This is a genomic window from Actinoplanes sp. NPDC049668 (genome assembly GCF_044465445.1).
Lineage (GTDB): Bacteria > Actinomycetota > Actinomycetes > Mycobacteriales > Micromonosporaceae > Actinoplanes.
Map to the genome: position 1 here is coordinate 490,601 of NZ_JBITLR010000001.1, position 12,146 is coordinate 502,746.

The window sequence follows — 12,146 nt, forward strand, 5'->3', positions numbered from 1 at the left end:
GGACGGCGGCTATCCCGTGGTGGAGCCGAAGACCTCCTCCCGGACGGACTCCAGGGCGGTCAGCAGGGCTCCGTTGAGGATCGGCTCGACGGCGACCTCGCTGATGACCACCTTCGGCGCGACCAGGGTGATGGCGGCGACCTCCTGCTCGACCCGCTCGGCGAGTGCGGAGCCGCCGGCCTGGCTCACCTCGCCGGCCAGCACGACCAGCGGCGGGTCGAGGACCACGCAGGTGGCGGCGACGCCGAGGGCCAGCCGGCCGGCCAGCTCGTCCAGCACCGGCTCGCCCGCCGCGCCCGCCTCGACGGCCGCGCGCACCACGTCGGCGGACTCGGCGCCACGGAAGCCGTACTTGCGGCCGATGGCCTTGGCGGCGTCCGACGCGACCAGGGTCTGGAACGCGCCCTTGGCGCCGCGCTTGCTGGCATTGCGCGGGATCTCGGCGCCGGCCACCGGCAGGTAGCCGATCTCGCCCGCCGCGCCCGTGCTGCCCTGGTGCAGGCGGCCGCCGATGACGGTCGCGAGGCCGACGCCGCGGCCGACCCAGATCAGCACGAAGTCGTCGTGGCCCTTGGCGGCGCCGGTGTGCTGCTCGGCGACGGCGGCCAGGTTCACGTCGTTGCCGAAGACCACCGGGGTGCTCAGGTCCTTGCGCAGCTCCGCGAGCAGGCCGCGGTGCCAGCGGGGCAGGTCGAACGCGAACGAGACCTCGCTGGTCTGCGGGTCGACCAGGCCGGGGGTGCCCAGCACGACCCGGCGCACGGACGCCATGTCGGTGCCGCCCCGCTCGGCCGCCTCGACGACCGCGCCGTGCACCGCGCGCACCGGGTCGTCGTCGCCCACCGTCGACCGCTCGCTGCGACCGACGACGTCGCCGGTGATGTCCGCGCAGGCCGCGATGACCCGGTCCGGCAGGACCTCGACACCGATAACATGGGCACTACCGGGAGTGACGGCGTACAGCTGCGCGTTCGGGCCGCGACCGCCCGCCTGCTCGCCGACCCGGCGTACCAGACCGCGCTCCTCGAGGCGCTCGACCAACTGCGAGGCGGTGACCTTGCTCAGACCGGTCATCTCACCGAGCTGCGCCCGGGTCAGCGGGCCCTTCGTGAGCAGCAGTTCCAGCGCGGCCCGGTCGTTGAGCGCACGCAGCAACCGAGGTGTCCCCGGCAGGCGGGTGGCAGCCATAACTACGTCCCCTAGTATTTAGGATTATTTCCTATTACATTATCGGCGCACATCAGGTAGCGGCAGCGTAACGGTCAGCAGCCCCACCGCCCCTGCGCCGCGTCCGATAGACATTCGACGATCATGGCAGCTCGGTCGGCAGGATCACCAGAGCTGAACCGGGGAAGGAAACCATGCCGATCGACCCGGGCCTACGGCGGCTCGCGCTCGGCACGCAGCTCGCCGCTTTTGCGGGGAAATCTGCCCCGGAATGGGCGTTGCGGCTGCTCGCTGAGGGCCTGGCCGGCCACACCCTCTTCGGCACCAACGTCGCTGAACCGGTACAGCTAGCGCGGCTGACCGGCGAGCTGCGGGCCGCGCGGCCGGATGTCCTCATCGCGATCGACGAGGAGGGCGGCGACGTCACCCGCCTGGCGCACCGGACCGGCAGCCCCTACCCGGGAAACGCGGCGCTCGGCGCCGTCGACGACCCGGACCTCACCCGCACCGTGTACGCGGCGATCGGCGCCGACCTCGCCGCGGCCGGCGTCAACCTCGACCTGGCCCCGACGGTCGACGTGAACACCGCCGACGACAACCCGATCATCGGCACCCGCTCGTTCGGCGCCGACCCGCTGCTGGTGGCCCGGCACGCCGCCGCCGCGGTCACCGGGCTGCAGGCCGCCGGCGTCGCCGCCTGCGCCAAGCACTTCCCGGGCCACGGCGCGACGACGACCGACTCGCACCTCGAACTGCCGACCGTCGACGTCCCGCTCTCCGTCCTGCGCGAGCGCGACCTGCCGCCGTTCGCGGCCGCGGTCGCCGCCGGGTCCCGGGGAGTCATGACCGCGCACATCCGGGTGCCCGAGCTGACCGGCGCCGGACCGGCCACCTTCAGCCGGGCGGCGCTGACCGACCTGCTCCGGGTCGACTACGGCTTCCACGGCGCCGTCATCACCGACGCGCTGGAGATGAAGGGCGCCGCGGTGGCGGCCGGCGGCATCGGCCGGGCGGCCGTGCTCGCGCTCGCCGCCGGCGCCGACCTGCTCTGCATCGGGGCACGCGTCGACGCGGAGCTCGTCGAAGCCGTCACGGCCGAGATCGTGACCGCGGTGCGCGACGGGCGACTGGCGCCGGACCGGCTCGAGGAGGCCGTCGAGCGCAACGCGGCACTGGCCGCGTGGACGCGGCGCCCGGTTCCGCCCGCGGCGCACGACGCGGCGCTCGGCTATGCGGCGGCGCGCCGGGCGATCCGGGTCGAGGGCACCGTCGCGGGGCTCGCCGAGCCGCTGGTCGTGCAGCTGGAGTCCGGCCACTCGATCGCCGAGGGCCGGGTGCCGTGGGGCCTGCTGCCACACCTGAACGGCACCGAGCAGGTGACGGTCGTGGCCGCGGACGCCTCACCCGAGTCGCTCGCCGAGCGGGCCGGATCGCGGCCGATCGTCCTCGTCGGCCGGCACAGCCACCGGGCCGAGGCGACCCGGGCGTTGATCGAGTGGCTCGCGGCCCGGCACGCGGTCACCGTGGTGGAGATGGGTTGGCCGTCCGCCTGGCGACCGGCCGGCGCGCGGGCCTTCGTCACCACCTACGGCGCGAGCCACGCCAACGGCCGCGCGGCGGCGGAGGCCCTCGGGCTGGCCCGCGACATCTAGCCCGCAACTTTGTGCTCCAAGTCTCCTTGAACGCGTTCAAATAAAGCCCTACTCTGAGCCCGACACCATTTGAACGTGTTCAAGAAGGGCTGGAACCGTGGACCACAAGGTCTGGATGTACCTCGCCTACGTGGTCGTCAGCGTCGGGCTGACGGTCTGGGTGGCGACGACGCTGTCTCGCAACGGACTGGTGTTCCTGGAGGACGTCTTCGCGGACAGCCGCCTGGCGCGGGCCGTGAACCAATTGCTGGTGATGGGGTTCTACCTGCTGAATCTCGGCTACGTCGCGGTGGCGATGCGCTCCAGCGCCGACGTGCCGGACGCGGCGAAGGCCTTGGAGACGCTGTCCTACAAGATAGGTTTCGTCCTGCTGGTGCTCGGCGTGCTGCACGTCTGCAACGTGTTTCTGCTGAACCGCTACCGCCGCGGCCGGCTGCGCCAGCAGCAGACCCTGCCGCCGCTTCCGCCGGCGGGACGACTCCCGATGCAGCCGCCGCCCGGCGGCCCGGCCGCGGGAACGCACGGTCAGGGCGCGAACCGGCCAGGACCGACCGCGAACTGGCCCGGCCAGGGAATCGCGGGACCGGTGCCGCCACCCGGGCCGGCGTGACCGTCAACGTCGATCCGGCCGGACACGGGGCCGGCCGGATCGGTTACTTCACCGTCCTCTACGACGAGGGCTGCCCCATCTGCCGGACCGCGCATCGCTGGCTCGAGGGCCGCGCTCAGCTCGTACCCCTGGAGTTCGTCGCGGCCGGGTCGGCGGAGGCCCGGCGGCGCTTTCCCGGGCTCGACCATGCGGCGACGCTGCGGGATCTGACGGTGATCACCGACGGCGGCCTGGTGTATGTCTCCGACGGCGCGTGGCTGGCCTGCCTGTGGGCACTGGCGGACTACCGCGCGATGGCCGAGCGGCTCGGCTCGCCGCGGCTGCTGCCCGCCGCGCGCCGCTTCATCGCCGCGGCCGCCGCCGCGCGGCAGGCGACGCGGACGGAAGACTACGGTGACGTGTGTGACGACAGCTGCCGCTGAACCCGCCGACGAGCCGGCCGCGCCGCCGCACCCCGCGGGCGAGGGCACGGAGGAGAAGCCGCGGCGGGCCCGGGGCGAGCAGACCCGGCAGCTGATCCTGGAGACCGCGCTGCGGCTGTTCCGGGAGCGCGGCTACACCGAGACCACGATGCGGGCGATCGCCAAGGAGGCGGGCGTCGCGGTCGGGAACGCCTACTACTACTTCGACTCCAAGGAACACCTGATTCAGGGGTTCTACGACCGCAACCAGCTCGCGCACCGGGTCGCCGCCGAGCCGGTGCTGGCGAACGAGAAGGACTTCGCCGCGCGGTTACGCGGAGTGCTGCACGCCGGCATCGACGTCAACGTGCCGTACCACTCGTTCGCCGCGACGTTCTTCAAGTCCGCGGCCGAGCCGTCGTCGCCGCTGAGCCCGTTCTCGCGGGAGTCGTCGCCGGCCCGCGAGGCGGCCATCGCGATCTTCCGGGACGTGGTGGACGGCTCCTCGGCCAAGCTCGACCCCGAGCTGCGCAAGGAGCTGCCCGAGCTGCTCTGGCTGAGCTGGATGGGCGTGGTGCTCTTCTGGGTGTACGACCGCTCACCCGACCAGCGCCGGACCCGGCGGCTCATCGACGGCATCGTCCCACTGGTCGACCGGCTCGTCGGTCTCTCCCGGCTGCGGGTGCTGCGCCCGGCGCTGCGGCAGGTGCTCGCGCTGATCGACACGATCCGCCGGGACTGATAACTCTCCGCACTGTTGACCGTCATCACTGTTAGTGATCAACACGTCAGCTGACCGAATCAGAACGTAACACTTTTCACCCCGTTGTGCGGCAATAGCCGGATCTGTCGCCCAAGAGCGGCCAACCGTTCGGCCAATTCGCGTACCGAACGCTTCCGAGGTGCGGCAGTCGCCACGTAGCGTTACCTCTGCAGGTGGATCTGGGGATGTCGCAGGGCTTCGGACCTCGGGACCGGTCCGAATTCCCCCGCGGCACAGATGGTGAGCCGGGCGCCCCGATGATTTCGGGAGCAGTCATCGGGCTGAGGCGCCCGGCTCACTCTGCCGCCTCCGCGTCGAACACGGCCGGCTTGAAGCGGCGCAGCCGCAGGCTGTTGGCGACCACGAAGATCGAGCTGAGCGCCATCGCCGCGCCCGCGATCATCGGGTTGAGCAGGCCCGCTGCCGCGAGCGGCAGCGCCGCCACGTTGTAGGCGAAGGCCCAGAAGAGATTCCCCCGGATGATCGTCACGGTACGGCGGGACAGCCGCACCGCGTCCACGGCGGCGGTGAGGTCGCCGCGCAGGATGGTCAGGTCGGACGCCTCGATCGCCACGTCGCTGCCCGCGCCCATCGCCACGCCCAGGTCGGCCTGGGCCAGCGCGGCCGCGTCGTTCACGCCGTCGCCGACCATCGCCACGGAGCGGCAGCGCGCCTGCAGCCGCTTGACCGCGTCCACCTTGCCCGCGGGCAGCACGCCGGCGATCACCTCGGCGACGCCGATCTGCGCGGCGACCGCCTCGGCCACCGCGGGCGCGTCGCCGGTGACCAGCACCGGCTCCAGGCCCAGCGCGCGCAGGCCCCGGACGGCGGCGGCGCTCGTCGGGCGTACCGCGTCGGCCAGCGCGATTCGCCCGCGGGCCGCGCCGTCGACGCGCAGCTCGACCCAGGTCTCGGCGGTGTCGCCCGCGCCTCGGATCACCTCGACCTCGGCGCCCTCCACGACGCCGCGCACGCCGACGCCGGCGGTCGCCCGGAAGTCGCTCACCGCGGGCAGCCCACCCCGCGCGGTGGCGGCCCGGGCGATCGCCCGGCCGAGCGGGTGCTCGGACGGCGCCTCGACGGCGCCGGCCAGCCGCAGCACCGCGTCCGGGTCCCAGCCCGGCTCGGGCACCACCCGCGACACCGTCATCGCGCCGGTCGTCACCGTCCCGGTCTTGTCGAGCACGATCGTGTCCACCCGCCGGGTCGACTCGAGCGCCTCCACGCCGCGGATGAGGATGCCGAGCTGGGCGCCGCGGCCGGTGCCGACCAGCAGGGCGGTCGGCGTCGCCAGGCCGAGCGCGCAGGGGCAGGCGATGATCAGCACGGCGACGGCGGCGGTGAACGCGGCCGTAGTGCCCGCGCCCGTGCCGAGCCAGTAGCCCAGCGTCGCGACGGCCAGGGCGATCACCACCGGCACGAAGACGCCGGAGATGCGGTCGGCCAGCCGCTGCACCGCGGCCTTGCCGTCCTGCGCCTCCTCGACGAGGCGGGCCATCTGGGCGAGCTGGGTGTCGGCGCCGACGCGGGTGGCGCGCACGACGAGGCGGCCGCCGGCGTTGACCGTGCCGCCGGTCACCGGGTCGTCGACGGCGACCTCGACGGGCACCGACTCGCCGGTGAGCAGGCTCTGGTCGACCGCGGAGGCGCCGTCGACCACGACGCCGTCGGCGGCCACCTTCTCGCCCGGCCGCACCTGGAACACGTCGCCGGCCTGCAGCCGGTCGGCCGGGATCTCCCGGCCGTCCACCAGGGTGACGGTCTTGGCGCCGAGGGCGAGCAGCGAGCGCAGGGCGTCGCCGGCGCGGTGCTTGGCGCGGGCCTCGGCGTAGCGTCCGGCCAGCAGGAACGTGGTCACCCCGGCCGCGGCCTCGAGGTAGATGGCGTCGCCGGTGGTGCCGGCCCTCAGCTCGAAGGGGTGCGTCATGCCGGGCACGCCGGCGTCGCCGAGGAAGAGCGCCCAGAGCGACCAGAGGAACGCGGCGAGCGTGCCGAGCGAGACCAGGGTGTCCATGGTGGCGGCGCCGTGCCGCAGGTTGACGAACGCCGAGCGGTGGAAGGGCCACCCGCCGTAGACGACCACCGGCGCGGCGAGCGTCAGCGAGAGCCACTGCCAGTAGGTGAACTGCCAGGCCGGGACCATGGCCAGGACGATGACGGGCACGCTCAGCGCGACCGAGACGAGCAGCCGGGTGCGCAGCGGGTCGGACGCCCGCTGCGCCGCGACCGGCGCGGCCTTCGGCTCGGTGGCCGTGTAGCCGGTCTTCTCCACCACGGCGATGAGATCGGCGGCGCCGACGCCGGCCGGGACCGTGGCCCGGGCCTTCTCGGTGGCGTAGTTGACGGTGGCGGTGACGCCCTCGAGACGGTTGAGCTTCTTCTCGATGCGGTTGGCACAGGCGGCACAGGTCATGCCGCCGATGTCCAGCTCGATCTGCTGCGTCATGACGCCAGCATATACCCCTCGGGGGTACCCGCCGAGGTAGGCGCGGCCGCGCCCGGTCCCGCGTGGCGACCGGGCGCGGCCGTCCGGATCAGCCGGCCGAGGAGGTCTTGACCAGGGTGCGGATCTGGCGGAGCAGGACCGAGAGCGCCGCCAGGTCGGCCGGGGACTCCTCCACGCTGCCCATGGCGTTGCCCGCCCGGGCCATCGAGGCCGCGTTCACCTGCTCCCACTCGGACACCCGCTCCTCCGGCGGCGCCTGCGACGAGGTCGACTGGAGCACCTCGGCCGTCAGCCCCGCCAGCGCCGCGTACAGGTCGTAGCGCAGCGCCATCCGGGCCAGGGTCTGCCAGCGGTCGCCGCGCGGCAGCCGGGAGATGTGCGAGAGCAGCACGTCGATCTGGAAGCGTTCCGAGATCACGAAGTAGACCTTCGCCACCTCGGTCGCGTCGTGGCCGGTCGCGGCCGCCGTCTCCAGGATGTCGAGCAGGCCGAAGCCGTACACCACCCGGCCGACGGTACCGGCCAGCTCCTCCGGGATGCCGCGCTCCGCGAGCGTGGCCACGTGCTCCTCCAGCGAACTGCGCTCCGCGCCGATGACGACCGTCGGAAGCTGCTCCAGCAGCGCGGTCACGCCGGGGCGCAGTCGGGCGATCTCGCCGGCCACGTCTATCGGCGAGCGGCGGTTGCTGACCAGCCAGCGCACCGCCCGGTCCAGCAGCCGCCGGGTCTCCAGGAAGACCAGTGTCTGCGCCGACGTCGGCCGCTCGTTGTCCAGCTGCTCGGCGGCCTCCCACACCTCGGGCAGGCCGTAGACGTCGCGGACGACGACGTACGCGCGGATCACGTCGGCCGCGGACGCGCCGCTCTCCTCCATCGCGCGGAAGACGAACGACGTGCCGCCCCGGTTGACCACCTCGTTGACCAGCGACGTCGAGATGATCTCGCGCCGCAGCCGGTGGCCGGCCATCCGCGCGCCGAACCGCTCACGCAGCGGCGTGGGGAAGTATCGCGCGAGGACGACGTTGGTCCACTCCTCGTCGACCAGCACGTCGGCGAGGGCCTGGCGCTCCAGCGAGATCTTCACGTACGCCAGCAGCACCGCGAACTCCGGCGCCGTCAGCCCCTCGCCGACCTCGTAGCGGGCCGCCAGCTCCTTGTCGGACGGCAGCGCCTCGAGCTCCCGGATGAGCTGCCCCGACTGCTCGAGGGTGGTCAGCATCCGGCGGTGCACCGGCAGCAGCGAATGCGCCTGCGACCGGGCGTTGCCGAGCGCGGTGGCCTGCTCGTAGTTGTCGCGCAGCACCAGCGCCGCGACCTCGTCGGTCATCGCCGCCAGCAGCTCGTCGCGGGCCGGCACGGTCAGCTCGCCGTCGGTCACCGCACCGCCGAGCAGGATCTTGATGTTGACCTCGTGGTCGGAGCAGTCCACCCCGGCGGTGTTGTCGATGAAGTCGGTGAAGATGCGGCCGCCGTGCCCAGTGCCGTTCTCGTCCTGCGGGCCGCCGGTGCGGGCGTACTCGATCCGGCCGCGCTGGGTCAGGCCCAGGTTGCCGCCCTCGCCGACCACCTTGGCCCGGACCTGGGCGCCGTTGACCCGGATCGCGTCGTTGGCCTTGTCGCCGACGTCGGCGTGCGTCTCCGCGGTCGCCTTCACGTAGGTGCCGATGCCGCCGTTCCAGAGCAGATCGACGGGCGCGGCCAGGATGGCCCGCATCAGGTCCGCGGGGCTGACCGCCTTGGCGTCGCCGAGGTCGAGCGCGGCTCGGATCTGCGGCGTCACCGGAATCGACTTCGCGGCGCGCGGGTAGACCCCGCCACCCTCGCTGATCAGCGCCGCGTCGTAGTCCGCCCACGACGAGCGCGGCAGGTCGAAGAGCCGGCGGCGCTCCGCGAAGGACCTCGCGGCGTCCGGATCCGGGTCGAGGAAGATGTGCCGGTGGTCGAACGCGGCCACCAGCCGGATGTGCTCGCTGAGCAGCATCCCGTTACCGAAGACGTCGCCGGACATGTCGCCGACGCCGACCACGGTGAAGTCCTGCGACTGGGTGTCGGTGCCCAGGTCCCGGAAGTGCTTCTTGACCGACTCCCACGCGCCGCGGGCCGTGATGCCCATCTTCTTGTGGTCGTAGCCGGCCGAGCCGCCCGAGGCGAACGCGTCGCCCAGCCAGAAGTCCTTGCTCACCGAGATCTCGTTGGCGATGTCCGAGAACGTCGCCGTGCCCTTGTCCGCCGCCACCACCAGGTAGGGGTCGTCGCCGTCGTGCCGGACCACGTCGATCGGCGGCACGATCTTGCCGCTGTGGATGTTGTCGGTCACGTCGAGCAGGGCGGCGATGAAGAGCCGGTAGCACGCGACGGCCTCGTCGCGGTCGCCCGGCTTCTGCTTGAGCACGAAGCCGCCCTTGGCACCGACCGGCACGATCACCGCGTTCTTCACCATCTGCGCCTTGACCAGGCCGAGCACCTCGGTGCGGAAGTCCTCGCGCCGGTCGGACCAGCGAAGGCCGCCCCGGGCGACGGCGCCGAAGCGCAGATGCACGCCCTCGAAGCGCGGCGAGTAGACGAAGATCTCGTACTTCGGCCGGGGCGCCGGGAGGTCCGGGATGGCCTGCGGGTCCAGCTTGAACGCCACGTACGACTTGGGCCGCGAGTCGGCGCCGCGCTGGAAGAAGCTGGTGCGCAGGGTCGCCTGCATCATCGTCAGGAACGACCGCAGGATCCGGTCCTGGTCCAGGCTTTCGACGCCGTCGAGCAGCGTCGTGATCTGCCCGACCAGGTCGGCGCCGCGGCGCGCCCGCTCCTCCTCGACCATCTCCAGCCCGGGCGAGAAGCGGACCTCGAAGAGCCGCACCAGCAGGCGGGCGATCTCCGGATAGGCGATGAAGGTCGACTCGACGTAGCGCTGGGAGAAGACGTTGCCGGTCTGGCGCTGATATTTCGCGTACGCCCGGAGCACGACGACCTGACGCCAGGTCAGCCCGGCGCGCAGCACCAGCTCGTTGAAGCCGTCGACCTCCTCCTCGCCGCGCCAGGCCGCCGCGAACGCGTTCTCGACCTGCGGGCGCACCTCGGACAGCTCGTGGTGCGAGGCGGGCGGCAGCAGGCCGAAGTCGTAGAGGTAGACCGTGCCGTCGGGGCGGCGGACCTCGTAGGGCCGCTCGTCGACCACCTCGACGCCGAGCGAGTGCAGCACCGGCAGGACCGCCGAGAGCAGCATCGGCTCGCCGTACCGGAAGACCTTGAACCGCACGTCGGCGTCGTCGGGCTCGGCGCAGCCCTCCCGGTTCACGTGCCGCTTGCGGTACAGGTGCATCTCGAGCTGGCCGGGCTCCTCCAGCAGCTCCAGCTTGGCGATGTCCTGCACCGCCTCGTACGGCGTGTGGCCGTCCTTGTAGCTGTCCGGGAACGCGGCCGCGTAGCGCACGAACAGGTCCTTGGCCGGCTCCTCGCCGAGCTTGCGCTCCAGCACCAGGGAGAAGTCGTCGTCCCACATCCGGGTCGCGTCGGCGAGCAGCTCGGCGAGCGAGTTCGGGTCGACGACGCCCGGCGGGTCGGCCGGGTCCGTGCGCACGATGAAGTGCACGCGGGCGAGCATCCGCTCGGTCACCCGGGTCGTGTAGTCGACCCCGACGCCGTTCAGCTCGCGGAGCAGGATCTCCTGCATGCTCTGCCGGTTGGCGGTGGTGAACCGGTCCCGGGGCAGGTAGATCAGGCAGGAGATGAAGCGGCCGTAGCCGTCGCGGCGCAGGAACAGCCGCAGCTGGCGGCGGCCGGCCATGCGCAGCACGCCGACGACCGCCTCGTACAGATCGTCGGTCTTGATCTGGAAGAGCTCGTCGCGCGGATAGGTCTCGAGGATCTGCAGCAGGTCCTTGCCCGAGTGCCCGCGCGGCGACAACCCGGAGCGGTCCAGCACCTCCGCGACTTTGCGGCGCACCACCGGCAGCTCGCGGACGCTGGTGCGGTAGGCCGAGCTGGAGAACAGGCCGAGGAAGCGGCGCTCGCCGATGACGTCGCCGGACTCGTTGAAGACCTTGACCCCGATGTAGTCCAGGTACGCCGACCGGTGCACGGTGGCCCGCGAGTTGGCCTTGGTGATCACCAGCAGGCGCTTCTCCAGCGCGCGCTGGTGCGCCTCGGGCGCCATCGAGGAGAGCTTGCGCGGGGTGCTGCCCTCGCCGCGCAGGATGCCCAGGCCGCTGCCCGGCACGGCCGTCAGCACGTCGCCGACCAGCTGGTACTCGCGGTAGCCGAGGAAGGTGAAGTGGTCGTGCGCGAGCCACTTGAGCAGCTCGATCGAGTCCGTGACGTCCTTGTCCGGCACCGGGAGCTTGCGCTCGGAGCCGCGCGCGGCGGCCAGTTCGTCGGCGATGACGACCGCCCGCTGGCGCATCCGCGGCCAGTCGTCGACCGCGTCGCGGACGTCGGTCAGCACCCGGCGCAGCTCCTGGTGCAGCTGCTCGCGGGCCTCGGCCTTGCGCACCGGGTCGATCTCGACCCGGATCCAGCTCTCCACCAGGTCGCCGTCGATCGCGTCGTCGGGCTCGACGTCGGCCTCGACCTGGGTCAGCTCGCCGGCCTCGGTGCGGCGGACCACGATCAGCGGGTGCACCAGCAGGTGCACGCCGAGCTGGTGCGCGGTGAGCAGGGCGGTGACCGAGTCGACCAGGAACGGCATGTCGTCGGTGACGATCGACAGCACCGTGTGCGGCTGGTTCTCGTCCGGCGCGCTGATGTCGAGCCGCAGCTCGCCGGGCAGACGGGTGCCGGCGAGCTCCCGGTGGGCGAGCGCGGCGGCGTACATCCCCGCGGGGGTGTCGCCGACCAGCTCCTCGTCCGGCGCGAAGCGCCAGTACCGGCCGACCAGCGACGCGGTGCCGTGATCCTCGCCCGCCAGCGCGACCGCCTGCGCCACCAGGCGCTCGGCATTGGGCAGCGGCTCGTCGAGCTCGTTGTCGGAGGTACCCAGCCGGCCCGTCAGGGCGGGTCCGGGACTGGGCCCGAAGTCGAGTTCCTGATCGGATTCGATCGCTGCCTCGTCGGCGACAGCCATGGCCCAGCGCTCCCCTCACCCACGACACTGTGGGTTCGACGTCTCGGCCATCAG

General features: G+C 72.5%; 7 protein-coding genes. 4 read left to right on the forward strand and 3 right to left on the reverse strand.

Annotated features, from left to right (window positions below; all coding sequences use genetic code 11):
- Positions 1–9: 9 nt before the first annotated feature.
- A complete protein-coding gene (locus ACIBSW_RS02265; RefSeq protein WP_354723320.1) occupies positions 10–1,188 on the reverse strand; it encodes an ROK family transcriptional regulator in 1,179 nt (392 codons plus the stop codon).
- A 173-nt stretch (positions 1,189–1,361) separates the two neighbouring features.
- On the opposite strand from ACIBSW_RS02265, the gene ACIBSW_RS02270 reads away from it, so the two are divergent.
- The 4 genes from ACIBSW_RS02270 (at position 1,362) to ACIBSW_RS02285 (ending at position 4,572) form a co-directional block, all read left to right on the forward strand.
- On the forward strand, positions 1,362–2,819 hold the full coding sequence (locus ACIBSW_RS02270; protein WP_354723318.1) for a glycoside hydrolase family 3 N-terminal domain-containing protein: 1,458 nt from the start codon (positions 1,362–1,364) through the stop codon (positions 2,817–2,819).
- Positions 2,820–2,916: 97 nt separating this feature from the next.
- A complete protein-coding gene (locus tag ACIBSW_RS02275) occupies positions 2,917–3,429 on the forward strand; it encodes a hypothetical protein (RefSeq protein ID WP_354723316.1) in 513 nt (170 codons plus the stop codon).
- Complete coding sequence (locus tag ACIBSW_RS02280) at positions 3,426–3,851, forward strand: DCC1-like thiol-disulfide oxidoreductase family protein (RefSeq protein ID WP_354723314.1); 426 nt, start codon at positions 3,426–3,428, stop codon at positions 3,849–3,851. Before ACIBSW_RS02275 ends, ACIBSW_RS02280 begins: the two co-directional genes overlap by 4 nt.
- On the forward strand, positions 3,832–4,572 hold the full coding sequence (locus tag ACIBSW_RS02285; RefSeq protein ID WP_354723312.1) for a TetR family transcriptional regulator: 741 nt from the start codon (positions 3,832–3,834) through the stop codon (positions 4,570–4,572). Before ACIBSW_RS02280 ends, ACIBSW_RS02285 begins: the two co-directional genes overlap by 20 nt.
- Positions 4,573–4,888: 316 nt before the next feature.
- On the opposite strand, the gene ACIBSW_RS02290 is transcribed toward ACIBSW_RS02285, so the two are convergent.
- Together ACIBSW_RS02290 and ACIBSW_RS02295 are read right to left on the reverse strand one after the other, a co-directional pair.
- Entirely contained in the window at positions 4,889–7,039 is a 2,151-nt protein-coding gene (locus ACIBSW_RS02290) for a heavy metal translocating P-type ATPase (RefSeq protein ID WP_354723310.1), read from the reverse strand.
- An 88-nt stretch (positions 7,040–7,127) separates the two neighbouring features.
- Complete coding sequence (locus ACIBSW_RS02295) at positions 7,128–12,092, reverse strand: NAD-glutamate dehydrogenase (RefSeq protein ID WP_354729207.1); 4,965 nt, start codon at positions 12,090–12,092, stop codon at positions 7,128–7,130.
- Positions 12,093–12,146: the final 54 nt, after the last annotated feature.